Source organism: uncultured Tateyamaria sp. (assembly GCF_947487805.1).
Taxonomy (GTDB): domain Bacteria; phylum Pseudomonadota; class Alphaproteobacteria; order Rhodobacterales; family Rhodobacteraceae; genus Tateyamaria.
The window spans coordinates 123082-147660 of sequence record NZ_CANKXW010000009.1; the positions used below are offsets into that span (position 1 = coordinate 123082).

A 24579-nucleotide genomic window follows, 5' to 3' on the forward strand; every position below is an offset into this window, starting at 1 on the left:
AATTCACGTGGGGGTAGTATAGCAGATCCACGCCCACCGCGCCACGCGCGCAGGCTGGCACATCCCGCGCAGCGCGCTAGACTGGCCCCATGTGTGGACGTTTCGCTGTCACCCTCCCGCCCGACGCCATGGCACAGCTCTTTGCCGCCGTGCCCGCCAATGACCTGCCGGATGTGCCCAACTACAACGTCTGCCCCACCAACGCGGTGCACGTGGTCACTACGGATGATGGCCAGCGCAGGTTGGGCGCGATGCGCTGGGGCTTCATCCCGCACTGGTACAGGAAACCCGGTGACGGCCCGCTCCTGATCAATGCGCGCAGCGAGACGATCGCGGAAAAACCCGCCTTTCGCGCGGCCTGCCGGGAACGGCGCGGGGTCATCATCGCCTCGGGCTTTTACGAATGGACCCGCGACGGCGACACGCGCCTGCCGTGGTACATCACGCGCACCGACGGCGCGCCGCTGGCCTTTGCCGCGATCTGGCAAAGCTGGCAGGCCAAGGGACAGGACGACCCGCCCCTGCGCACCACCGCCATCGTCACCACCGGGGCCAATGCGCCCATGTCCGCCATCCACCACCGGATGCCGGTGATCCTCGAACAGGACGATATCGCATTGTGGCTGGGAGAAACGGGCAAGGGCGCGGCCACGCTCATGCGCGCCGCACCCGATGATGCACTGCGTTGGCACAGGGTGGCGCGGGACGTGAACTCCAACCGGGCCTCAGGCCCCCAGCTCATCGACCCGCTGGACGTGCCGCCCGCCGATTAGTTCAGCGGCGCCGTGGCAAAGCTGACGGTGCCGACGACAACATAGTTGCCTTCGCTGTCCTTGGCGTTCTTGTTGTAGAACTCGTTCTGGTCGCCCTTGTTGAACTGCAACGACACGGTCGCGCCGTTGGTGATCGGGCCCAGTTCCCAACTGTTGTTCTTGGCAATAATCGTGTGCTGGGCGCCCGACTGGTTGTTGAACCGCACCGTGTCGCCGTCGTTGACATAGGTCACGGCCGGGAAATAGGCGTCCGGAAGGATCAGGATGGTATGCTCGGCCGCCTGGGCCGCTGTGGCCGAGGCCAGCGTGGCGACGGTCGCCAGTAATGTGATCGCGCGCTTCATGGCAGCACTCCTTCGTTTGTTTCGGCATGTGGCCCGGCCCCACCCGCACCACAGAATCATCTGACCGTTTCTTGCCCGCGCATTGCGGCACAATTGCGGCGCGGATGGGTCAGTCGCGCGGCAGTTGCGTCAAAATCCACGCACGAAACGACCGCAGGCTGGGCGGGGCCGGGCGGTCTGCGGGCCAGACAAGGTAATAGTCGCCAATGCTCTGTCCGCCGCGCCCCGCCGCCGGAACCAGCGCGCCGCTCTCCAGATGCGGGGCGGCCACAAAGGTTGGTAACAGCGCCACGCCCAGCCCGTGAATGGCCGCCTGCGCCATGGTCGAAAACTGGTCGAACACCATGCCGGGGGCGCTGGGCGCGGGGATGTCATGGGCCGCACACCACCGCGCCCAGGCGCGGGGCCGCGTGTCCAGATGCAACAGCGGCAGGGCGCGCAGATCGGCGGGCGCGGCCTCTTCGGGCACAAGGCCCGGTGCGGCCACGGCAACCACCGTCTCGGGCATCAGGGGCAGGTAATCCGCCCCCGGCCAGTCGCGCCGCCCGAAATGAATGGCCGCGTCAAAGGGCTGCGTGCGGAAATCAAACGGGGCCAGCCGCGTCGACAGATTCACCGTCACCTCCGGGTGCGCCCCTGCGAAATCCGCCAGCCGCGGGGCCAGCCAGTGCATGCCAAAGGCGGGCAGGATCGCGAGGTTCAGCGCGCCGCCCTCCGGGTTCGCCCCCGCCGCCACCGACGCCGACCCCAACCGGTGCAGCACGTCCCGCACCTGTCCGACATAGCTGCGCCCAACCGGCGTCAACACCAGCGCCCGGCCCTGCCGCGCAAACAGCTGCGCACCGATCTGGTCCTCCAGCGTCTTGAGCTGGCGGCTGATCGCACTCTGCGTCAACGACAGCTCCTGTGCCGCCGCCGTGGCCGATCCCAGCCGCGCTGCCGCCTCAAAGGCCAGCAGGGCAGGGATCGAGGGCAGGTATCTGCGATGGGCAAACATATGAGTTTTTCTCATGGATTGCAGGACAAGCCATCGTTAGATGTTCGCCGCGATCTCTGCAATACTGCCGCCCAACCGCACTTGCCCGAGGAATGCCGCCATGAACGCAGAAACCAAGGTACTCAAAGCCAAGGACGCCCCCGATCTGGGCAGCTTCGACTGGTCCGACCCCTTCCGCCTGTCCCAGCAGCTGTCCGAGGACGAGCGGATGATCCAGGCCTCCGCCGCCGCCTACGCCCAGGAAAAGCTGGCCCCCCGCGTCGTCAGCGCCTTTGCCGATGAAACCTCCGACCCCGAAATTTTCGCCGAAATGGGCGCGATGGGCCTCTTGGGTGCAACCTTGCCCGAGGAATACGGCGGCCTGGGCGGCTCCTACGTCTCCTACGGCCTCATCGCCCGCGAAATCGAACGTATCGATTCGGGGTACCGGTCAATGATGTCCGTGCAATCCAGCCTCGTGATGTACCCGATCTATGCCTACGGCTCCGAGGACCAGCGCCGCCGCTACCTGCCCAAACTGGCCTCGGGTGAATGGATCGGCTGCTTTGGCCTGACCGAACCCAACGCAGGCTCCGACCCCGCGGGCATGAAAACCACCGCCAAAAAGGTCGACGGCGGCTATGTGCTGAACGGGGCCAAGATGTGGATCTCCAACGCCCCCATCGCCGATGTTTTCGTGGTCTGGGCCAAATCCGACGCCCACGACGGCAAGATCCGCGGCTTTGTCCTCGACAAGGGCACCAAGGGCCTCTCCGCGCCCAAGATCCAGAACAAACTGAGCCTGCGCGCCTCCATCACCGGCGAGATCGTGATGGAGAACGTCGAAATACCCGACACCGCGCTCTTGCCGGATGTGCAGGGCCTCAAGGGGCCGTTCGGCTGTCTCAACCGGGCGCGCTACGGCATCGCGTGGGGGGCCATGGGGGCGGCCGAATTCTGCTGGCACGCCGCACGCCAATACGGGCTCGACCGCAAGCAATTCGGCAAACCGCTGGCGCAGACCCAGCTCTTCCAGAAAAAACTCGCCGACATGCAGACCGAGATCACGCTGGGCCTGCAAGGCGCGCTGCAAGTGGGCCGCCTGATGGACGCAGCCCAGGCAGCCCCCGAAATGATTTCCATCGTCAAACGCAACAACTGCGGCAAGGCGCTGGACATCGCGCGCATGTCCCGCGACATGCACGGCGGCAACGGCATCTCGGGCGAGTTTCAGGTGATGCGCCACATGATGAACCTCGAAACCGTCAACACCTACGAAGGCACCCATGACGTGCACGCCCTGATCCTGGGCCGCGCCCAGACGGGCCTTCAGGCCTTCTTCTGATCCCACGGGTATGGACCGCGTCTCGATCGTACATGACAATTTCCTGCGCCGGGTGGCGGCGCGGGACCTGCCCGAGGCGTCCCCGCACGGGCTGGACGCAGGCACCAGCCGCGCGCTCTTTGACGCGCAATGCCTGACCCGCGCGCTCGATATCGTCAGCCGCGAGATGCAAAAGGCGGGGCAGGGGTTCTACACCATCGGCTCTTCGGGGCACGAAGGCATGGCCGCCGTCGCCCATGCCCTGCGCCCCGACGACATCGCATTCCTGCACTACCGCGACGGCACGTTTCAGGTCGCCCGCGCCGCGCAAAAGGGCCAGGACATGTGCCGCGACATGCTGCTGTCCTTCGCCTGTGCGGCAGACGACCCCACCAGCGGCGGACGCCACAAGGTGCTGGGCAGCCGCGATCTCTTCATCCCGCCGCAAACCTCGACCATCGCCAGCCACCTGCCCAAGGCGCTGGGCGCGGCCTACGGTCTGGGCCTTGCACGGCGGAACCGCCCCGATCTGGCGATCCTGCCCCGCGATGGCATCGCCGTGGCCTCCTTTGGCGACGCCTCGCTGAACCACTCCACCGCCCAGGGCGCGATCAATGCCGCCGGGTGGACCTCCGTTCAGGGCGTGCCGCTGCCACTTCTGCTGATCTGCGAGGACAACGGCATCGGCATCTCGACCAAAACGCCCACCGGTTGGGTCGCGGCCAGCCTCGCGCACCGTCCGGGCCTGACCTATTTCACCGGCGACGGCTGCGACCTCTGGGACGCGCACCGCGCCGCGGCTGAGGCGGCGGCCTTCGTCCGCACCCACCGCAAACCCGCCGTGCTGCACCTGCGCACCGTCCGCCTCTATGGCCACGCGGGCGCGGACGTCGCGACCAGCTACCTGCCGCGGGCCGAGGTCGAGGCCGACGAGGCCAACGACCCGCTGCTGACCACCGCCGCTGGCCTCATCGCCCAGGGCATGGCACCGGACGACATCCTGCACATCTATCAATCCGCCCTCGACCGCACCCGCGCCGAGGCTGCCGAGGTTGCCAAGGCCCCCGCGCTGCCCGACGCACGCGCCGTCATGGCCGCCATTGTGCCGCCCCCCCGCGCCGCCGCCCCCACCAACGGCCCCGACGTGGACCAGCGCCGCACCACCTTCGGCAGCGACCACGCCCAGCTGGACCAGCCCCAGCCGATGTCCCGCCTGATCAACTGGGCGCTCACCGACCTGATGCTGGCCCACCCCGAAACCGTGATCATGGGCGAGGATGTGGGCCGCAAGGGCGGCGTCTATGGCGTCACCCAGAAATTGCATGCCCGCTTTGGCCCCGCCCGCGTGATCGACACGCTGCTCGACGAACAATCCATCCTCGGACTGGCCATCGGCATGGGCCACAATGGCTTTGTCCCGATGCCCGAAATCCAGTTCCTCGCCTATCTCCACAACGCCGAAGATCAGCTGCGCGGCGAGGCGGCGACGCTGCCCTTCTTCTCCAACGGCCAGTGGACCAACCCGATGGTGCTGCGCATCGCAGGCCTCGGCTATCAAAAAGGCTTCGGCGGGCATTTCCACAACGACAACGCGCTCGCCGTGCTGCGCGACATCCCCGGCCTCGTGCTGGCCTGCCCGTCGAACGGGGCCGACGCGGTGCAGATGCTGCGCGAATGCCACCGGCTGGCGCGCGAGGAAAACCGGCTCTGCGTCTTTGTCGAACCGATTGCGCTCTACCCGATGCGGGACGTCACGCCGGGCGACGGCGCGTGGATGCGCAGCTATCCCGCGCCCGGCACGACACTTCCCATGGGCGAGGTCGGCGTGGACGGCGGCGGCGACCTCGCCATCGTCACCTTCGGCAATGGCCGCTATCTCGCCGAACAGGCCGGGGTGGACAACGCCCGCCTGATCGACCTGCGCTGGCTCGCCCCCCTGCCGCTCGACAGCCTGCTGGCCGCCGTGGGCGATGCGCGCCACATACTCGTCGTGGACGAGACCCGTAAATCCGGCGGCGTGGCCGAGGCGGTGATGACGGCCCTCTTCGAGGCGGGGCACACCCGCGTCGCGCGCTACACCGCCGACGACAGCTTCATCGCCACAGGCCGCGCCTATGCCGCGACGCTGCCCTCAGCCGAGGGCATCCGCACCGCCGCCGCCGCCCTGCGCGCCAAGGGTTAAGGCAGAGTTACCGGCTCCACGGAAACCTTAACGACAGGCGAAAATGAACAGGGCGCTAACGCGGGCGGGCCAAGCAAAACGTACAGCCCCGGCCCAAAACTGTACGTTTTGCCCCAAAACCCCGCATCACCCCGGATAGGCGCGCGCAAAAACGTACAGTTTCCCACCAATTCCGTACATTTTCCCCGCAAACGGGCACCGTACGCTGCGTTTACCCCTCCGTACGCTCCATCGCGTTCGACCGCGCAATCAGGTCCACGCCCATCTGCGCCATCAGGTCCATGTAGTCGAGGCAAACCCAGTTCTCTGCGATCTGCCCGCCCGCGCAGCGGTAGAAATCCATCACCCGCAGCGTCAGCGCCTTGCCCGTCGCAGCCACCCCCAGATAGGGGCCGCGATGGGTCATCGTCATCGACGGCCAGCCCGAGATCGCGGCGTAATTCCCCTGTCCGATCCGGGCATAGTGATTGCCCCCCTTGCGGTCCGGAAAGGCCGCCAGAAACGGCGCGCGGTGGTCCTGCACGAACCCGTCCCAACGGTAGTTCGATCCGACCCCGCCCGGCCCGTACCACAGCATGTCGTCAGCCCAGTATCCGCCCTTGCCGGTCTGCCCCTTGGACGCGCCGGTGTTGGGGTCATAGACGTGCAGATCCCCCAGCATCGCCTCGATCAGATCGAGGCTTGCCGCGCCATCCCCGCCGGGCAGAATGCCGTCATGGGTGGCCGGCCCGGGGAACAGCATCTCTGTCCCCAAAAGCCCGCCAAACGGATCCCGCCCCGCCTGCCGCATCAGGTCCGGCAGATCCAGGATCACCCGGGCCTCCACGATGCGGCCGTGCTCTACGCGGTAGAACTCGCCCGACCGCAAAAACGCCAACCGATTCGACGGCGCAATCCCCCAGAGCGGCCCCGCAAACGTGCCCACATAATGCGTCACCGCCGCAATCCAGTCGCCCCCGACCGCGCGCCGATTGGCCCCGGTGATGAAAATCTCATCGCGCCGCCGGACGTGCCGCAGTGCAGCGCGAAGTGGTGCAAAAACCGTCTCCCACGCCGCCGCGCGCGCCGCCACCTCATTCACGGGATGCGAGAAATAAAAGGCGCAATCGTCCGAAAACGCCGTCTCCAACGCGCGCTGCGCTGCGGCATCATCCTCTGCCCAAATCCCGGTCAATGCGGCGTGGATGCGCCCGATATCATCGCTCATCGTTTCAAAGCTCCCTGATTTTGCACACGTGTGCAAAAAACAGTTGCCAAGCCGCGGTGCGGATGTCTAGCCTCAATCAACACGCCGTGACGGGGGACCCAATGGCCGAAATCCAATTGCGCAATATCAACAAACGGTGGGGCTCCTTTGTGGGCGTCGACAACTTTGATCTGACCATCGCGGACGAGGAATTTCTGGTCCTGCTGGGGCCGTCGGGCTGTGGCAAGACGACGACCATGCGGATGATCGCGGGGCTGGAGGACGCCACCGACGGCGACATCGTGATCGACGGCAAACGGGTCAACGATCTGGACCCCAAGGACCGCGATGTGGCGATGGTGTTCCAGTCCTACGGGCTCTATCCGCACCTCAACGTCTACGAGAACATCCGCTTCCCGCTCAAGGTGCGCAAGGTCGATCCAGCGACCCATGACGAACGGGTGCGCCGCGCCAGTGCGATGGTGGAACTGGACGAATTCCTGCACCGCAAACCTGCCGAACTCTCGGGTGGTCAGCGCCAGCGCGTGGCGCTTGCCCGTGCCATCGTGCGCGAACCCAACGTGTTCCTGATGGACGAGCCGCTGTCGAACCTCGATGCGAAACTGCGCGTGTCGACACGGGCGCAGATCAAGAACCTCAGCCACGAGCTGAAGGTCACCACCGTCTATGTGACCCATGACCAGATCGAGGCGATGACGCTTGCCGACCGAGTGGTCGTGATGAAGCAGGGCAAGGTGCAACAAGTTGGAACGCCTACGGAAATTTACGATCACCCGGCCAATACCTTTGTCGCGTCCTTCATCGGATCGCCCGCGATGAACCTGATGGACGGCACCATGTCCGGCGGCACATTCACCGGCGACAATGTCAGCATCTCGGGCCTGTCCGCGCCGGACGGGCCGGTCACCATGGGCTTCCGCGCCGAAGACGCCGAGCTGTCCGAAGGGCAGGGCGAGATCACCGCGCCGATCTACACGATCGAGCTTTTGGGCGACGCCACGATGCTTACCGTGCGCGCGGGCGGCCAGCTGGTGTCGGTCAAGGCGCACAAGGAGTTCCGGGCCGAGATCGGCGACACCGTGACGTTCCGGGTTCCGGCGGGCATTTGCCACGCCTTTTCCTCTTCCGACGGCGAACGCATCGCCTGAGGGAACCGTCCGCGCCCCGGCATGGGGCAGGACCAATCAGGCCGGTGCAGACTTGCAAGATGCACTGGCTCTTAATGCAACAGGGAGTTTGCACATGTACTTGAAGAAACTGGCACTCGCGGGCGCTGTCTCGTTGATGGGCACGTCGGCATTTGCCGCCTGCGCCTATGAAAACACCGTGCCGCTGAAGTCGCTGTCGGCGGGGTTCGAAGCATGGAAAGCCGTCACCGACGCGATGGCCGAATGCGGGAATTTCCAGGCCGAGCTGGACCAGGAATTCCGCACCAAGCAGCCCGCGGCGTTCGAGGCGAACCCGTCGCTCTATCACATTGGCGGCGTGTCCAACGGCACGATCACACCGCTGCTGAACGCAGGCACGATCCGCCCGCTGGATGATCTGGTTGCCAAGTATGGTCAGAACCTGTCGCCCAACCAGCTGATCCGCGTGGACGGCCAGATCATGGCCGTGGCCATGATGGTCAACACCCAGCACCTGATGTACCGCGAGGACATCTTCAACGATCTGGGCATCGACACGCCGACGTCCTGGGATGAAGTGTTTGCCGCCGCTGAAAAGATCAAGGCCGCAGGTGTCGTGGATCACGCGATTGGCGCGACCATGAAATCCGGCTGGAACCTGGCGCAGGAATTCGTGAACATGTATCCCGGTTTCGGTGGCACGTTCTTTAACGACGACAACACCACCGCCGTGAATTCCGAAGCGGGCATGAAGGCACTGGCCACCATGCAGAAAACGCTCGAGTTCACCGATCCCGAGGTTCTCGTCAGCGACAGCACCTACGTGCAGCAGCAGTTCCAGCAGGGCAAGATCGCGATCTCCAACCTCTGGGCCAGCCGTGGTGGCGCGATGAACGACGCCAACGAAAGCACTGTGGTGGGCAAGGTCAAGATGGCGGCCGCACCAGTTGCCATGGACGGCGGCGCACCGGCCACGACACTGTGGTGGGACGGCATCGTGATCGCGTCCAACATCACCGATGAAGAGGCTGATGCCGCGTTCCGTCTGGCGATGGAAGGTCTGGACGAAGACATGGTCAAGGCCAACAACGATGCGGCCATCTGGCTGGTCAAGGGCTACGAGCCCGGCCCGCTGGCCGAAGGTGCGATTGCAACCGCAACCGCCACACCTGCGGCACCGCCCTATCCATCGACCACGCAGATGGGCCTGTTGCACACTGCATTGGGCAACGAACTGCCTGCGTTCCTGACGGGCGAGCGTGACGCGGCGGCGACGCTGGTTGCGATCGAGGAAGCCTACACCACATCGGCCAAAGAGGCCGGCGTGCTGCAATAAGCACTTCACTTGGCTGGCCGGGGATGTCCCGGCCAGCCGACGTTCCGGGGGATCCATGAAAACCGAGTATGATCATATCGTTGTGGGCGGTGGCTCTGCTGGATGCGCGGTGGCTGCGCGTCTTGCCGAACAACCGGGCGCACGCGTCTGTGTGATCGAGGCGGGGCCGTCGGATGCGGATTTGCGGGTCAAGGTGCCCTTCGGCCTGGTGCATTTGCTGGGCTCTGACCGGCGCAACTGGAAACGCCAGACGGTGCCCATGGCTGCTGCGGGAGAGCGCCGTGTGTCGGTGCCGCGCGGGCGGATGCTGGGCGGGTCGGGGTCGATCAACTCGATGGTCTGGTTTCGCGGCACCCGCGCGGATTTCGACGCCTGGCAGGTGCCCGGCTGGGACAGCGACACGGTATGGGCGGCCTTTGATGCGGTCGAGGCGCGCATGACACCCGCGCGGCTGCCGCATCCGCATCCCCTTTCTGAGGCGTTTGGCGCGGTCTTTGCCGCCAATGATCCCGGTGCGCCGCCCACGCCGGAACGGCAGAGCGCGGGCGTGTTTCACACCAACATGCGCAATGGCGCGCGCTGGTCCGCGGCGGACGGGTTCCTGCGTCCTTCGGGGGCCGAGGTGCTGACCGGGGCCGAGGTGGACCATGTTTTGTTCGACGGCCTGAGGGCGACGGGCGTGGCGCTGCGTGACGGGCGCAAGATCCTGGCGCGCGGCGGGGTGGTCCTGTCCGCCGGCAGCATCGAAAGCCCGATGATCCTGATGCGCTCCGGCATTGGGCCCGGTGCCGACCTCAGGGCCGCTGGCATCGACGTGCGGCTGGATGCGCCGGGGGTCGGGGCAAACCTGCACGACCATCCGGGCTTTGGCCTGCATTTCAAGGGGCGCGGGTCGGGTTATGGCCTGACGCTGGCGCAATTGCCCGCCTGGGCGGTCGCGCCGCTGCAATGGCTGGCGCTGCGGTCTGGACGGCTGAGCTCCAACACGGTCGAGGCGGGCGCATTCTATGGGCTGGGCGACAGCGACGTGCCCGAGATCCAGACGCATTTCCTGCCCTTCCTGATGGGCTGGCAGGGCCGCGCGATCATCTGGGGGGCGGGGTATTTCGCCGACGTGTGCCTGTGCCAGCCTCGGTCGCGCGGCGCGCTGCGCATCGGCGCGGACCGGTATGCGCCGCTGATTGACCTGAACCTCTTTGGCGACGACCGGGACCTCGACATGATGGTCGCCGCCGTTGCACGCCTGCGCGCGGTTCTGGACCGCGCCGATTTTGGCGCGCGCCGCGCGCCCGAGGCGTTCCCCGGCCGCAACATCACCGGTGACGCGCTGCGCGAGACGATCCGCACCCGTGCGGGCACGGCCTATCACCCGGTGGGCACGGTCGCGCTGGGTGGTCCGCTTGGACCCACCGGCGCGGTCAAGGGCGTCCAGAACCTCTGGGTCGCGGATGCCAGCGTCATGCCGCGCATCACAAGCGCCAACACAAACGCCCCGTCGATGATGATCGGCTGGCAGATCGGGGGCCATGTCGCCGCCGCAGCGACAAGGAAAGCAGCATGAAGTTCAAGACATTCTTCTGGTTCGTGGCGCCCTCGGTTTTCATGATGCTGCTGTTTATCGCGGCCCCGCTGGTGTCGGTGTTCCTGCAATCGTTTCAAGTCACCCAGCCGGTGGTCCAGCAGGTCGAGGTCGAAACCTGCACGCCCGGTTTCCTGACCCAGACCTGCACCACCGAACTCAAGACCGTGCCGATCATCGACGAGGTGACGGGCAAGGCCCAGACCACCACGTCCTGGGTCGGGTTCCAGAGCTACCAAAACGTGTTGCAGATGGACAAGGTCTGGGAGGCCGTGAGCGATGGCCGGTTGCGCGACATTCTCCAGATCGATTTCTGGAAGGCCCTGCGGTTCACGCTGATGTTCACCCTTGTCACGTTGCCGCTGGTCATCGGGGTGGGCCTGATGATCGCACTGGCCGTCAACAACGCGTCCAAGTCGCTGCGCGGGCCGGTGATCTTCGTGTCGCTCCTGCCGTTCATCATCACGCCGGTTATCGGGTCGCTGTCGATCTACTGGCTCTTTGTGGGCGACGGCATCCTGACTGCGACGCTGGAGCGCTGGACCGGGCAGGACATCGCGATGTTCGCCAATGCCTGGACGATCGAGTTGCTGATGTATTTCTACCGCGTCTGGCACGTTGCCCCCTTTGCCTTCGTGATCTTCTATGCAGGCCTCCAGACCGTGAACATGGACACGCTGGAAAGCGCGATCATCGACGGGGCCAACCGGTTCGAGCGGCTGCGCTATGTGATCGTGCCGCACCTGATGCCGCTGATCATTTTCATCGCGCTGATCCACCTGATGGACTGCTACCGCGTGTTTGACGAGATCATCGGCTTCCGCAGCCAGGCGCACGTGATCTCGCTGCAATGGCTGACCTTTGATTTCCTGACGCCCGACGATTCTGGCAACCGCGCCATCAGCCGGGCCGCGGCCAGCTCCATGCTGACCATGATCGGGATCGTCATCCTGCTGATCCTGCCACTGCGCCGCACATGGCGCGACCACAAGGGAGGGGCGCATTGATGTGCTGCCCCAAAGGGAGACCTGACCATGTCAAGTAAAGCCACCGCACAGCCGCTGTCGCTCAAGATCGCGTCGGGTGCCTTCCTGGCCTTCTGGTGCCTGATCGCCGCCTTCCCCATCGTGTGGATCGCGGTGATGAGCGTGAAATCCCCGCGCGACGCCTTTGCCGCCAGCGCCTGGGACGTGATCACCGGGCCCGCCACCCGCGCGGCCGGAAACGGGCTGAGCCTGCTCGACATCGTCCTCGGGCTGATCGTCCTGTTCCTCGCGATCCGTTGGGCGTTTACCCGCCTGCCGGGTCTGGTCCAGCAATTCACGCCGCCGGGCCTGATCGCGCTGGGCTGGCTCATCGGGGCGGCGGTCTATGGCATCCTCTTTGTGCTGGTCTTCTTTGGTGTGCTGCCGCTGGTGCTGGGTCCGCTCAACAGCGTGCTTGGCCCGCTGGGCACGCCCATCATCGGCCTGACGACCGAACATTACGTGGCGGTCTGGGGCGAGAACCAGTTCTACCGCAACTTCATGAACTCGATGATCGTGACGGCGGGCGTGGTGACCGTGTCGCTGACCGTGGGCACGCTGGCCGGGTACGGCCTCGCGCGGTCCGGTTCGAACCTCGCGTTCTGGCTGCTGATCGTGGCGCTGGTGTTCCGGGCGCTGCCGCACTCCGTACTTGTGGCGGGTTACTTGCCGTGGTTCATCAACTCGGCCGAAATCCTGCGCCCCATCTTTGGTGATCTGGCGCCCACTCTGTATGGCCAGCCCTGGGCCATCATCGCGGTGCTGGTGGCAATCAACCAGCCCTTCACCATCTGGATGCTGCGGTCGTTCTTTCAGAACATCCCCTCCGAATTGGACGAGGCCGCGCGTGTGGACGGGTGCAGCCACTTTCAGGCCTTCCGCCGCGTGATCATGCCGGTCATGTGGCCGGGCGTCATCACCACCGGGCTGTTCAGCTTCCTTCTGGGCTATAACGACTTCCTCGTCACCGCGCTGCTGCTGGATGCACAGAACCAGACGATGGTTCCGGCCATTGCAGGCTACTTCAACCGCGAAACCACCACGACCGATCAGGTCGAGGCGGTGGCTGCCGCCGTCTCCATCACAGCACCCCTGTTCCTTCTGGTCATGGTGTTCCAGCGCCAGATCGTATCGGGGCTGACGGCGGGCGCGGTGAAAGGCTGATGGCTTCTTCTGGCTAAAAATATCCTGGGGTCTGGGGCAGCGCCCCAGTCCAACAGGCACAAAAAGGACAGACAGATATGAAAGGTTCCCGCCCGGAACAAGCGGTCCTGACCCGCGACACCGACATGACCAAAACCGACGCCACCCGCGCGGTGATCGAAGGCATGGTCGACGGCCTGAACGACCACCGCATCGACGACATCGGCCAGTTCTTCGCCCAGTCGTTCCGCTGGATGGGCAATACCGGCTGCGGCACCAAGACGGGGCTGCAAGAGTTTCAGGACAACTGGCAGCGCCCCTTTCAGGCGGCGTTTTCCGACAAGGTCTGCGTGGACGAGGCGCGCCTTTACATGGGCGAGTGGGCCGCAGCCTTTGGCCGTCAGGAGGCCACGCATTCCGGTACATTCATGGGCATCGCGCCCACCGGCAAGCGGATCGAGATCCGCTACATGGACTTCTGGAAAGTCGAAGAGGACCGCATCACCGACAACTACGTGATGGTCGATTTTCCCCACGTACTCGCCCAGCTGGGGCGGGACGTTTTTGATGGCGAGGGTTGGGAGGCCTTCGATCGCGGCGAGAAGACCCCGCCGCGTCCCGATAACTGAGGTGACGAGATGACAATTGAGTATTTGAAGCGCGGCAAGCCAGAGGCGGAGCGGGCCGAAGACGACGCCAAGACACGGGCCATCGTCGAGTCGACTCTTGCCGATATCGAGGCACGTGGCGACGCGGCGGTGCGCGACCTCTCGGAGAAGTTCGACAGCTACAGCCCCGAGAGCTTCCGACTGAGCCTCGCAGAGATCGAGGCGCTGATCGAAGAGCTGACCCCGCGCGAGCTGGAGGATATCAAGTTCGCCCAGCAACAGGTGCGCGACTTTGCGCAGGCGCAGCGGGATTCGATGCTGGATATCGAGGTCGAGACGATGCCGGGCGTGATCCTCGGGCACAAGAACATCCCCGTGCAGTCCGTCGGTTGCTACGTGCCGGGGGGCAAGTTTCCCATGGTCGCGTCGGCCCACATGTCTGTCGCCACGGCGTCGGTCGCGGGTGTGCCACGCATCATCGCCTGCACGCCGCCTTGGCAAGGCAAGCCCAACGCGGCGGTGATTGCCGCCATGCATCTGGGCGGGGCGCATGAGATTTACGTGATGGGCGGCATTCAGGCCGTGGGCGCCATGGCCATCGGCACCGAGACGATTGACCCCGTGCACATGCTGGTTGGCCCCGGCAACGCCTTCGTCGCCGAGGCCAAGCGCCAGCTGTTTGGCCGTGTGGGCATTGACCTCTTTGCCGGCCCCACCGAGACGATGGTGATCGCGGACGACACGGTGGACGCCGAGATGTGCGCCACCGACCTCTTGGGACAGGCCGAACACGGCTACAACTCTCCGGCGGTCCTGCTGACCAATTCGCGCAAGCTGGCCGATGACACGGGCGCAGAGATCGAGCGCATCCTGACCATCCTGCCCACCGCCGACACGGCGCGCAAAAGCTGGGAGGACTATGGCGAGATCATCCTGTGCGACACCTATGACGAGATGCTCACGGTCGCCGACGATGTCGCCTCCGAGCACGTGCAGGTCATGACCGACCGGGACGACTGGTTCCTGGAGCACATGACCTGCTACGGCGCGCTGTTCCTCGGGCCGCGCACCAATGTGGCCAATGGCGACAAGGTGATCGGCACCAACCACACCTTGCCCACGAAAAAGGCGGGGCGGTATACGGGTGGTCTGTGGGTTGGCAAGTATCTCAAGACACACAGCTATCAAAAGGTCACCACCGACGAGGCCGCCGCCGAGATCGGGGCCTATGGTTCGCGTTTGTGCATGCTCGAAGGGTTCGTGGGCCACGCCGAACAATGCAACCTGCGTGTGCGCCGCTATGGCGGCATCAACGTGCCCTATGGCGAGGGTGCGCCTGCCCGCGACGCAGCGGAGTAGGCATGTCGGAGCAAAACCAACGCAACAAGGTCACGGCGCTCACGCTGTGGGCGGCCTTGGATCGCGATCCGGGCTCGGCGGCATCGCTGCTGGGGCGGGTTGGCCATTGGCAGGGGCCCGCGCCCATCGGCGTACAAACGTCGGGCGCGGATATTATCGCTGCCCTCTTTGCCCCGCTGCGCACGGCCATCCCCGACCTGCGGCGCGAAACGCACCTGTTTCTGGGCGGGCAATCCAGCGCGCATGAGGACGGGCAGGGCGACGGCGCCTATTGGGTCGCGGGCACGGGCTATTACACCGGGCGGGCTGTGCAGTCGGTCTTTGGCATTCCGGCCACCGGGCACGATCTGCGCATCCGCTGGGGCGAGTTCCTGCGCTTTGACGCGGAGGGGCAGATCACTCACGCCCAGACGATCTGGGACTTCGTGGACTGGTTCGACCAGATCGGCCTGCCCGTGTTGCCCAAGCCACGCGGGGCGCAGCATGTCTATCCCGCACCGACCGCCTATGACGGCATCCACGCGGATGCGCAGGATCACGATGCGACGCAGGAAACGCTGATCTTCGGGCGGGATTTCATTTTTGGCGGCCTGAACGGATTTGACGAAACGGATCTGTCCAGCATGGGCATGGCACGGTTCTTCCATCCGAACGTCAAATGGTACGGGCCGGGCGGGATCGGGGCGTGCCTGTCCCTGTCCGAATTCGAGACCCTGCACCAGCAACCGTGGCTGACGGCCTTTCCCGACCGCAAGGTGATGCACCTCGAAAGCCTCTTTGCCGAAGACCGGGTTCTGGCGGCATCGGGGCCGCGCGGCGTCGTGGGCAGCCATGGTGGTACCTATCTGGGCCACGCCGCCACAGGCGCGCCCATCGAGGTGTCGGGGCTGGATTTCTGGCTGCGCACCGAGGGCAAGTTTACCGAAAACTGGGTGTTTGTGGACATGGTCCACCTGTTCGCGCAGATGGGCGTCGACCTCTTTGCGCGCGCAAAGGAACAGGCGCAATGACAGACCGACACAGTGCACACAAGGATCTGATCGCGCCGGTGCGCGCGGCGATGTACGACTTTGATCTGGCGGGGTTGCGCGCCGCCCTGCATGCGGCTTGCGCGCCGGATGTGGTGTTTCGGCTGGCTTTTCCGTTTGAAAGCATCGCGGGCGTGGATGCCTATGTGGACGCGGTTTTCGCGCCGCTGGCCGCGGGCTGGCCCGACCTTGAGCGCCGCGATCACATCGTCATGGCCGGGCCCACGCCCGAAGGGGCCGATTGGGTGGGCTGCGGTGGCTACTACACCGCGACCGCAACCGCGCCGTGGCTGGATATTCCGGCCACAGGCCACATCGTGCACATGCGGTTCCACGAATTCTACCGCGTGGTGGATGGCAAGATAGTCGAGATGCAGGCGCTGTGGGACATCCCCGAGGTGATGATGCAGGCAGGTGCGTGGCCCATGGTGCCGTCGTTGGGGCGCGAGTGGCACGTGCCGGGACCGGCCAGCTGCGATGGTCTGGTGCCGGGGCCCTATGACCCGCAGGCCAGTGCGGCCTCGTGCCAGCACATCATCGACATGCTGGCGCACCTCAAGAAACACCCCAGCCAAGGTGGCGCGGAAGTCATGGAAATGGAGCGGTTCTGGCACCCGAAGATGATGTGGTACGGCCCCAGCGGCATAGGGTCCGGGCGCGGCATTGCGGGGTTCCGCAACTGGCATCAGATCCCGTTCCTGAACGGTATGCCCGACCGTGGGCAATATGTGGACGAGATCGTCTATCACTTCTTTGGCGACGGGAACTACGCGGCGGTGACCGGATGGCCGGACATGTACCAGACGATCACGCAGGGCGGGTGGCTGGGCCTGCCGCCGACCCATCAGCGGATCGAGATGCGGTCGCTGGATTTCTGGCGGCTGGAGAACGGGTTGATCCGGGAAAACTGGGTCATGGTGGACATGTTGCAGATGTATGACCAGCTGGGGGTCGATGTTCTGGCGCGCATGCGCGAGTTCAACAAGGCGCGGTCCGGTTTTGACCCTCAGACAGGGCGGGCGGTGGCGGCATGATCGTGCATGGGCGCGCCAGTTCATCGAATGTGCAGGCCGTGATGTGGGGCCTGACCGAACTTGGCCTCACGGCCGAGCGGCGTGATGTGGGCGGGCGGTTCAAGGGCACGGACACGCCCGCCTACCGGCGCATGAACCCGATGGGGCTGGTGCCGGTGCTGGAAGACGGGGATCTCGTCCTGTTCGAAAGCGCCGCGATCCTGCGCTATCTCGTGGGGCGCCCCGGCGCTGACGGGCTGGCCGCGGGTCCGCGCGATGACATGTGGGCCGAATGGGCCAAGACGACGCTGGCCCGCGCCTTTACCGAACCGGTGTTCTGGGCCTATTACCGCACCCCTGCCGCGGATCGCGACATGGACGCCGTGCACGCGGCACTGGCCCGGTTCGAGGGGTTCCTGAGCATGGCGATGGCCGAACGCGGCGCGCGCCCGTGGATCACCGGGGACCAGCTTGGGCTGGCCGACATCTGGGTCGGGCACCTGCTCTATCGCTACTTCAGCCTTGATTTGCCCCGCGCCGTGCCAGAAGGATCGCAGGCCTATTACGATGCGCTGACACAGCGGCCCGCATATCGGGACCATGTGATGGTGGACTATACCGAGCTGAAAGGGAGGCTTGTGTTTTGACCCAGTTGCCCCGAACCCCGTCCTTTGACCTGAGCGGCAAGCGCGCGCTTGTGACCGGGGCGTCCTCCGGCATCGGGCTGGGCTGCGCCGTGGCGCTGGCCGAGGCGGGCGCGCATGTGGTTTGCGCCGCGCGCCGGGCGGATGCGCTGGCCGATGTGGTGGCGGCGATGACCGAACAGGGATGGACCGCCAGCGCCCTGCCGCTGGATGCGTCGGACGTCGATGCCGTGAACGCGGTATTCGCAGATCCATACGATATCGTACTGAACTCTGCCGGCCTGGCGCGGCACGGCCCCGCCATGGACACCGTGCCCGAGGATTTTGATGCGGTTGTGGGGATCAACCTCAAGGGTGCCTATTTCCTGTCGACCGCGGCGGCGCGGGCCCTGACACGGGCAGGCAAGCCCGGCTCGATCATCCATATCTCGAGCCAGATGGGCCATGTGGGCGGTGTTGACCGCGCCGTCTATTGCGCGACGAAACACGGGGTCGAGGGCATGGTAAAGGCCATGGCCATCGAGTGGGGCAAGGCAAACATCCGCATCAACACGGTCTGCCCGACCTTTGTGCGCACCGCGTTCACCGAAAAATCCTTTGAAGATCCCGAGCGGTACGCCTGGATCATGGACAAGATCAAACTGCCCCGCGTGGCCGAGGTCGAGGACATCATGGGCGCGGTCCTGTTTCTGGCGTCGGACGCGTCGGCGATGGTCACCGGCACCTCGATGCTGATTGACGGGGGGTGGACAGCGGACTGATGCGTGATCCCATCACAGAACCGGTGAACGACTTGGAGCGCGCCCTGAGCGACCGCGCGCGCGCCGCGTGGAGTGCGATGCCGGACGACGTGAAGTTTGCCATGCGCAAGCGTCTTTTCCAGATGAACCCGATCAACGCGATCAAGGAAGTTGGGGTGCATTTCCGCGACGGTGCATGGTCGATCACGCCATTTCCTGATGCGCACGGGTTTGGAGAGTTGGGCCTTGCGGGTTGCAAGTACATCCATGACAAATTGTGCGAGCGACCAAACTGATGCCGGACAAGGTGACAGCATTGGATGTGGCCGAACGCGCGGGCGTGTCCCGGTCTGCGGTCAGCCGGGTGTTCACGCCCGGCGCATCCGTGTCCAAACGCACGGCGGACAAGGTGCGGCAGGCGGCGGATGCGCTGGGCTACCGGCCCAACGTGCTGGCGCGCAGCCTGATCACCGGGCGCAGCCGCATCATTGGCCTCGTCGTCGCCTACCTCGAAAACCACTTCTACCCCGAAGCCATCGAACGGCTGAGCCGCAAGTTGCAGGAACAGGGCTATCACGTGCTGGTGTTCCTGTCGTCCAACTCGGGTGAAGAGGCCGACGAGGTGATGGAGGAACTGCTGGACTACCAGGTCGATGGCATCATCGCCGCCAGCGTTGGCATGTCCAACGACCTCACGCAACGGTGCGAAGCGGCCGGCATCCCGATTGTCCTGTTCAACCGGGCACAGGATGACGACCGGCTGTCCTCGGTCACGTCTGACAATTATCACGGTGGGCGCAAGCTGGCCGAATTCCTGGTCGCGGGCGGGCACAGGCGCATTGCCCATGTCGCCGGGTGGGAAGGCGCCTCGACCCAGCGCGACCGCGAGGCCGGGTTTGTGGCGGGGTTGCAGGCCGCCGGGCAGAGCCTGCATGCCCGCGGCGTGAGTGATTTCAAGTTCGAGCAGGCCAAGCAGGTTGCGCGCGAGATGTTTTCAGGCCCCGACCGGCCCGATGCGGTGTTCTGCGCCAATGATCACATGGCCTTTGCCGTGATGGATGTGCTGCGCTTTGAGCTGGGCTTGCGGCTTCCGGACGACGTGTCTGTCGTGGGATATGATGACGTGACGCTGGCCGCCTGGCCCAGCTATGACCTGACCACGGTGCGCCAGCCTGCGGGCCAGATGGCCGATGCCACGGTCGAGATCTTGATGGATCGGCTGTCCGATCCCGAAACCAAACCCCGCCGAGTCGCGCTGGACGGACCACTGGTCCTTCGCGGATCGGCACGTTTACCCAAAGGATGGACCTCATGAAGGGTTTTTCGAACCGGTGGAAGGACTTCCCCGACTATATCATCGGTATCACCAAGGAGATCTGGGAAGATCGCGGCATCGCGACGCTGCATCACTATTACAGCCCCGATATCGTGGTGCGGTCGCCGGGGTCCGTGGTCATCGGCAATGAAAAGGTCATCGGGGCGACCATGGCGACCCTGGCCGAATTCCCCGATCGGACCTTGCTGGGCGAGGACGTGATCTGGAGCGGGACACCAGAAGAGGGGATGCTGTCCTCGCACCGGTTGCTGAGCACGGCGACGCATCTGGCCGATGGTGTCTATGGCAAGGCGTCGGGCAAAAAGCTGACCTACCGCATCATTGCGGACTGTCACGCGATCAATGATCAGATCAACGACGAATGGCTGATCCGGGACCAGACCGCGATCGTGAACCAGATCGGGTGGGAGGCCAAGGCCTATGCCGCCGACCTGATCGAACGTGAGGGCGGGATGGAAAACGCCGTGCGGCCCCTGACCCCCGCCATCGATCAGCCGGGACCCTACAAGGGCCGGGGCAACGACAACGTCTGGGGTGAGAAATATGCCGACATCCTGACCCGGATCATGGGCGCGGATATGGCCGCGATCCCCGCAGAATACGACCGGGCGGTGCAGTCGGAATATCCCGGCGGGCAGACCGGGCATGGCACCGGGCCGGTGGACCGGTTCTGGATGGGGCTGCGTGCGTCCTTCCCGGATGCCACCTTTACCATCGATCACCAGATCGGGCGCGACGACGACCTGATGCCGCCCCGTGCCGCGATCCGCTGGGCGCTGCATGGCAAACATGACGGGTGGGGGTATTTCGGGGCGCCGACGGGTGCGGAGGTCTATGTGCTGGGCATCAGCCATGCGGAGTTCGGCCCCTGGGGCCTGCGGCGGGAATATGCGCTTTTTGACGAGACGGCGATCTGGAAGCAGATTCTGCTCCAGACCGGCTGAGGTCGGATATGCATATTTTTGGAACAATGAAGGGGCAGGGGTGTGGAACGCTATGATGCGCTGATGTTCACGCCGGGGGTGCGCGCCCTGCAGGAGGCGGACGGATCGGCGGAGATGTATGCCCGAAATTACGGGCCGCGGACCCATGCGCTCAATGCGGATGAGGTGGCGTTTGTCGCGCAGCGCACGTCGTTTTATATGGCGAGCGTTTCCGAGACCGGGTGGCCTTATGTCCAGCATCGCGGGGGGCCTGCGGGCTTCCTGAAGGTGCTGGATGATCATACGCTGGCCTTTGCGGATTACCGGGGCAACCGGCAGCATATCAGCGAAGGCAACCTGGCGTCGGACAACCGGGTGTCGCTGTTCCTGATGGATTATCCGCGCAAGGCCCGGTTGAAGATGCAGGGTCACGCGACGGTCGTGCGGGCCGAGGATGCGCCTGCGCTTGCCGCGCGTGTCGCCGTGGACGGGCAGGGCCGGGTCGAGCGGGTGGTGACGATTGCGCTGGCCGCGTTCGATTGGAATTGCCCGCAGTTCATCACGCCGCGGTTCGATGCCGCCGAGATCGCGCAGCTGGTGGCGCCGGAGCTGGACAGGCAGCAGGCGCGCATCGCGGAACTGGAGGCCGAGATTGCGCGGCTGAAGGGGCAGGGATGACCGATATCTACCGTGCAGCAGAACGGTTGATGGGCATGGAGGATGCAGATTGGCGCCGTCATGCAAACCCGCTCAGCGTATGGACGCGGTTCACCTGTCTGCCCTTGATCGTCCTGGCCATCTATGCGCGCCAGTGGATCGGGTGGGGGGCATTGCCTCTGGTCCTGCTGGCGGTGGCGTGGACATGGATCAACCCGCGCCTGTTTCCGCCGCCTGCCGATTTCGGCAGCTGGGCGGCGCGCGGGACATTGGGGGAGCGCGTGTTCCTGGCGCGCCATCGCTACGACGTGCCGGCGCACCACATCCGAATGGCGCATATCCTGACCGGACTGTCCGCGCTGGGCCTTGTGCCGCTGATCTACGGGCTGGTCACCTTTGATGCGTGGGCCACGGGCGCGGGCCTTCTCGCGGTGATCCTGTCCAAGGTGTGGTTCGTGGACCGCATGGTCTGGATCCACGCCGACATGACCGACACACAACCGGGCGACCCTTTGCCCGACCCGACATTGCCACATGAAAGGACCACATCATGACCCCCGCCGAGATGGAGCCGCGCATCGTGCGCTATGGCGATCTTCGCCCCTGCAAGACCGCATTCATCGATGCGCACACGCCCGGCAGCGACCAGAAAGAAAACTTTACCATCATCGGTGGCGGTGTGTCGGAAAGTGCTGACCAGCATGTCCACATCTCGATCCCGCACGGGTTCAACATCGGCGCTGCCGGCCAGCCGCCCAAGTGCCGCAACTCGCTGCACAGCCACCGCACGGCAGAGGTGTTTTTTGTCCTGTCGGGACGCTGGCGGTTTTTCTGGGGCCGCTGGGGCACGGCGGGCGAGGTGGTGCTGGAAGAGGGCGACATCATCAACATCCCCACGGGCATTTTCCGCGGGTTCGAGAATATCGGCACGGACTACGGAATGATCATGGCGATCTTGGGCGGTGACGATGCGGGTGGCGGCGTGATTTGGGCGCCGCAGGTGATCGAGGATGCGACCGACCACGGCCTCGTGCTGGGCGAGAACGGCAAGCTTTATGACAGCAAGGCGGGCGATACGCTGCCCGACGGGATTGCGCCGATGCCGGTGCTGACCGAGGCGGAGCTTGCCGCCTATCCCGAAATGTCGCCGATGCAGGTCGTGGGCATGGGCGTGCGCCGCTATTGGGACATGGTGTGCCTGGCCAAGGATACCCCCTGCAAGGTGATCGGCGAGACCGGGATCATCCGCGACAAGCCCGGTTTCGAGGTGGATCTGGTCACGCGATCAAGTGCGAGCGACGAGATGCACCAGCATGACCGCCCGTCTGTCCTGATGCCCATGCGCGGGCACTGGCGGGTGACATGGGAGGGCGGGGCCACGACGCTGGCACCCGGTGACACGATGAGCGTGCCCGAGAACCTGCCCCATGCGGCGGTGCCGTCGATGACGGGTGAGGCATCGCTTTATCATATCGTGGGCACGGATGACCCGGCGGGACCCACATGGCAGGGATAGACGCCTCTCCGGACGACACGCAGCAGGTCTATGAACGGCAGGCCGAGGCCTTTGACGCAGGCCGGTCCCGCGCCTTGTTCGAGGCGCGCTGGCTGGCCCGGTTCACCGCCTGCCTGCCCGCGGGTGGTCGGGTGCTGGATCTGGGATGCGGCAGCGGTGATCCGATTGCCCGCTGGTTCATTGCCGAAGGCTTTGCCGTCACCGGTGTCGATTTCGCCCAGCCGATGCTGGACCTTGCGCGCGGGCGTTGGCCGGGTGGCGATTGGCGGTTGGGCGACATGCGCAACCTCGACCTGCCGGACCGCTTTGACGGGATCGTGGCGTGGAACAGCTTTTTCCACCTGCGCCCCGACGACCAGCGCACCTGCATTGGTCACATGGCCCGGCATCTTGTGCCGGGCGGCTCACTGCTGCTAACCGTGGGACCGGAGGCGGGCGAAGTATCCGGCACCGTAGGGGGAGAGCCGGTGTACCATGCCTCCCTGTCGCCCGCAGGTTACGCCACCTGCCTCGAAGACCACGGCCTGCGCCTGACCGGGTTTCTGGCCGAGGATCCGGACACCGACAAGGCCAGCGTGCTGATGGCCCGCAAAGACTGAACCAGGAGAGACCCATTGCCCGTTCTGACAACCCACACCGGCAGCCTGCCACGGACCCAAGAGGTCGTCGATTTCATCTTTGCCCGCGAGCGGGAGGAACCCTATGATCAGGCCGCCTTCGATGCGGCGATGACAAAGGCCGTGGATGACACGGTGGCCAAGCAGGTCGCCGCCGGGGTGGATATCGTAAGCGACGGCGAGACGTCCAAGATCAGCTACGCCACCTATGTCAAGGACCGCTATACCGGGTTTTCCGGTGACAGCCCGCGCAATGCGCCCGCGGACCTCAAGCAATTCCCCAGCTTTCTCAAGCGTTTGGCAGAGGGCGGCGGGACGCCGCAATATGCCCGCCCCATGTGCACCGGAGAGGTCAAAAGCCGCGGGCAGGGCGAGTTGGAAAAGGATATCGCCAACCTCAAGGCGGCGATGGCCAAGCACGGGGTGACGCGCGGTTTCATGAACGCGGCCTCGCCGGGCGTCATTTCGCTGTTTCTGCAAAATGATTTCTACCCCACGCGGGATGCCTATCTGGCGGCCCTCGCGGATGCGATGAAGGCGGAATACGAAACCATCGTCGCCGCCGGTCTGGACGTGCAGCTTGACTGCCCCGATCTGGCGCTCAGCCGCCATATGCTTTTTGCCGATCTGAGCGATGCGGAATTTCTCAAGATCGCCGACGCCCATGTCGAGGCGTTGAACCATGCGCTGTCGGATGTGCCGCAGGACAAGGTGCGCGTGCACATCTGCTGGGGCAATTACGAGGGGCCGCACACCTGTGACATCGACATGGACACCGTGTTCCCCACGTTGATGGCGACCAAGGCACGCTATGTCCTGTTCGAGACCTCGAATCCGCGCCACGCCCATGAATGGACCGTTTTCCGCGACCGCAAATCCGAGATCCCGGAGGACAAGGTGCTGGTGCCGGGTGTGGTGGACACCACTACCAATTTTGTCGAACACCCCGACGTCGTCACCCAGCGGCTGGAGCGGTTCACCGACATCGTCGGGGCCGACCGTGTGATCGCGGGCAGCGATTGCGGCTTTGGCACCTTTGCGGGCTTTGGCTCTGTCGATCCGGAGATCGCCTATGCCAAGCTGTCGGCCCTCACCACCGGTGCCGCGCGGGCCAAGGGGTAG

Annotated in this window: 25 protein-coding genes; 22 read left to right on the plus strand and 3 right to left on the minus strand. The window is 65.0% G+C overall.

Translation table 11 applies throughout. The annotated features are described in order from the left end of the window. The first annotated feature begins 89 nt into the window (after positions 1 to 89). On the plus strand, positions 90 to 773 hold the full coding sequence (locus tag Q0949_RS18335; RefSeq protein WP_299375809.1) for an SOS response-associated peptidase: 684 nt from the start codon (positions 90 to 92) through the stop codon (positions 771 to 773). Here Q0949_RS18335 and Q0949_RS18340 read toward each other — a convergent pair. Beyond that, positions 770 to 1117 carry a hypothetical protein gene (locus tag Q0949_RS18340; RefSeq protein WP_299375811.1) on the minus strand — a complete coding sequence of 116 codons (348 nt, stop codon included), beginning with the start codon at positions 1115 to 1117 and terminating at the stop codon, positions 770 to 772. The two genes, Q0949_RS18335 and Q0949_RS18340, sit on opposite strands and share 4 nt — an antisense overlap. A 109-nt stretch (positions 1118 to 1226) precedes the next feature. After that, on the minus strand, positions 1227 to 2114 hold the full coding sequence (locus tag Q0949_RS18345) for a LysR substrate-binding domain-containing protein (RefSeq protein WP_299375813.1): 888 nt from the start codon (positions 2112 to 2114) through the stop codon (positions 1227 to 1229). A gap of 100 nt (positions 2115 to 2214) precedes the next feature. Between Q0949_RS18345 and Q0949_RS18350 the strand changes: the two genes are divergently transcribed. Both Q0949_RS18350 and Q0949_RS18355 read left to right on the plus strand, forming a co-directional pair. Continuing rightward, positions 2215 to 3438, plus strand: coding sequence for an acyl-CoA dehydrogenase (locus Q0949_RS18350; protein ID WP_299375816.1), 1224 nt, complete (start codon positions 2215 to 2217; stop codon positions 3436 to 3438). A 10-nt stretch (positions 3439 to 3448) separates the two neighbouring features. Beyond that, positions 3449 to 5599 (plus strand): thiamine pyrophosphate-dependent enzyme, encoded by a 2151-nt coding sequence (locus Q0949_RS18355; RefSeq protein WP_299375818.1) that lies wholly within the window; start codon positions 3449 to 3451, stop codon positions 5597 to 5599. A gap of 211 nt (positions 5600 to 5810) precedes the next feature. Here Q0949_RS18355 and Q0949_RS18360 read toward each other — a convergent pair whose 3' ends face one another. Further along, on the minus strand, positions 5811 to 6806 hold the full coding sequence (locus Q0949_RS18360) for an ester cyclase (protein WP_299375819.1): 996 nt from the start codon (positions 6804 to 6806) through the stop codon (positions 5811 to 5813). 101 nt (positions 6807 to 6907) lie between these two features. Between Q0949_RS18360 and Q0949_RS18365 the strand changes: the two genes are divergently transcribed. The 19 genes from Q0949_RS18365 to Q0949_RS18455 all read left to right on the plus strand — a co-directional run bounded on the left by Q0949_RS18365 (position 6908) and on the right by Q0949_RS18455 (position 24579). Further along, positions 6908 to 7954, plus strand: a complete 1047-nt coding sequence (locus tag Q0949_RS18365) for an ABC transporter ATP-binding protein (protein WP_299375820.1) — start codon at positions 6908 to 6910, stop codon at positions 7952 to 7954. A gap of 94 nt (positions 7955 to 8048) precedes the next feature. Next, positions 8049 to 9269 carry an extracellular solute-binding protein gene (locus Q0949_RS18370; protein ID WP_299375822.1) on the plus strand — a complete coding sequence of 407 codons (1221 nt, stop codon included), beginning with the start codon at positions 8049 to 8051 and terminating at the stop codon, positions 9267 to 9269. A gap of 55 nt (positions 9270 to 9324) precedes the next feature. Then, positions 9325 to 10830, plus strand: a complete 1506-nt coding sequence (locus tag Q0949_RS18375; protein ID WP_299375824.1) for a GMC family oxidoreductase N-terminal domain-containing protein — start codon at positions 9325 to 9327, stop codon at positions 10828 to 10830. Beyond that, positions 10827 to 11855 carry a sugar ABC transporter permease gene (locus tag Q0949_RS18380; RefSeq protein ID WP_299375827.1) on the plus strand — a complete coding sequence of 343 codons (1029 nt, stop codon included), beginning with the start codon at positions 10827 to 10829 and terminating at the stop codon, positions 11853 to 11855. Before Q0949_RS18375 ends, Q0949_RS18380 begins: the two co-directional genes overlap by 4 nt. 27 nt (positions 11856 to 11882) lie before the next feature. Next, on the plus strand, positions 11883 to 13037 hold the full coding sequence (locus Q0949_RS18385) for a carbohydrate ABC transporter permease (protein ID WP_299375829.1): 1155 nt from the start codon (positions 11883 to 11885) through the stop codon (positions 13035 to 13037). A 77-nt stretch (positions 13038 to 13114) separates the two neighbouring features. Continuing rightward, positions 13115 to 13645, plus strand: coding sequence for an ester cyclase (locus Q0949_RS18390; protein ID WP_299146182.1), 531 nt, complete (start codon positions 13115 to 13117; stop codon positions 13643 to 13645). Positions 13646 to 13654: 9 nt separating this feature from the next. Then, positions 13655 to 14983 carry a histidinol dehydrogenase gene (gene hisD, locus Q0949_RS18395; RefSeq protein ID WP_299375832.1) on the plus strand — a complete coding sequence of 443 codons (1329 nt, stop codon included), beginning with the start codon at positions 13655 to 13657 and terminating at the stop codon, positions 14981 to 14983. Between the two features lie 2 nt (positions 14984 to 14985). Next, positions 14986 to 15993: an ester cyclase gene (locus tag Q0949_RS18400; protein ID WP_299375835.1), complete on the plus strand. Its 1008-nt coding sequence runs from the start codon at positions 14986 to 14988 to the stop codon at positions 15991 to 15993. Then, complete coding sequence (locus Q0949_RS18405; protein ID WP_299375838.1) at positions 15990 to 17045, plus strand: ester cyclase; 1056 nt, start codon at positions 15990 to 15992, stop codon at positions 17043 to 17045. Before Q0949_RS18400 ends, Q0949_RS18405 begins: the two co-directional genes overlap by 4 nt. Next, positions 17042 to 17671, plus strand: a complete 630-nt coding sequence (locus Q0949_RS18410; protein WP_299375841.1) for a glutathione S-transferase N-terminal domain-containing protein — start codon at positions 17042 to 17044, stop codon at positions 17669 to 17671. Before Q0949_RS18405 ends, Q0949_RS18410 begins: the two co-directional genes overlap by 4 nt. Next, the gene (locus Q0949_RS18415; protein ID WP_299375844.1) at positions 17668 to 18429 is read left to right on the plus strand and encodes an SDR family oxidoreductase; all 762 of its coding nucleotides are present in this window, start codon (positions 17668 to 17670) and stop codon (positions 18427 to 18429) included. The genes Q0949_RS18410 and Q0949_RS18415 overlap by 4 nt, the downstream gene beginning before the upstream one ends. Further along, entirely contained in the window at positions 18429 to 18704 is a 276-nt protein-coding gene (locus Q0949_RS18420; RefSeq protein ID WP_299375847.1) for a hypothetical protein, read from the plus strand. The genes Q0949_RS18415 and Q0949_RS18420 overlap by 1 nt, the downstream gene beginning before the upstream one ends. Continuing rightward, positions 18704 to 19723: a LacI family DNA-binding transcriptional regulator gene (locus Q0949_RS18425; protein WP_299375851.1), complete on the plus strand. Its 1020-nt coding sequence runs from the start codon at positions 18704 to 18706 to the stop codon at positions 19721 to 19723. Before Q0949_RS18420 ends, Q0949_RS18425 begins: the two co-directional genes overlap by 1 nt. After that, entirely contained in the window at positions 19720 to 20688 is a 969-nt protein-coding gene (locus Q0949_RS18430; protein ID WP_299375854.1) for a nuclear transport factor 2 family protein, read from the plus strand. The genes Q0949_RS18425 and Q0949_RS18430 overlap by 4 nt, the downstream gene beginning before the upstream one ends. A gap of 42 nt (positions 20689 to 20730) precedes the next feature. Continuing rightward, on the plus strand, positions 20731 to 21345 hold the full coding sequence (locus Q0949_RS18435; protein ID WP_299375856.1) for a pyridoxamine 5'-phosphate oxidase family protein: 615 nt from the start codon (positions 20731 to 20733) through the stop codon (positions 21343 to 21345). After that, positions 21342 to 21878 carry a DUF6653 family protein gene (locus tag Q0949_RS18440; RefSeq protein WP_299375858.1) on the plus strand — a complete coding sequence of 179 codons (537 nt, stop codon included), beginning with the start codon at positions 21342 to 21344 and terminating at the stop codon, positions 21876 to 21878. Before Q0949_RS18435 ends, Q0949_RS18440 begins: the two co-directional genes overlap by 4 nt. Further along, complete coding sequence (locus tag Q0949_RS18445) at positions 21875 to 22840, plus strand: cupin domain-containing protein (RefSeq protein WP_299375861.1); 966 nt, start codon at positions 21875 to 21877, stop codon at positions 22838 to 22840. Before Q0949_RS18440 ends, Q0949_RS18445 begins: the two co-directional genes overlap by 4 nt. Beyond that, positions 22828 to 23439, plus strand: coding sequence for a class I SAM-dependent methyltransferase (locus Q0949_RS18450; RefSeq protein ID WP_299375864.1), 612 nt, complete (start codon positions 22828 to 22830; stop codon positions 23437 to 23439). Before Q0949_RS18445 ends, Q0949_RS18450 begins: the two co-directional genes overlap by 13 nt. Before the next feature lie 15 nt (positions 23440 to 23454). After that, complete coding sequence (locus tag Q0949_RS18455; RefSeq protein WP_299375867.1) at positions 23455 to 24579, plus strand: cobalamin-independent methionine synthase II family protein; 1125 nt, start codon at positions 23455 to 23457, stop codon at positions 24577 to 24579.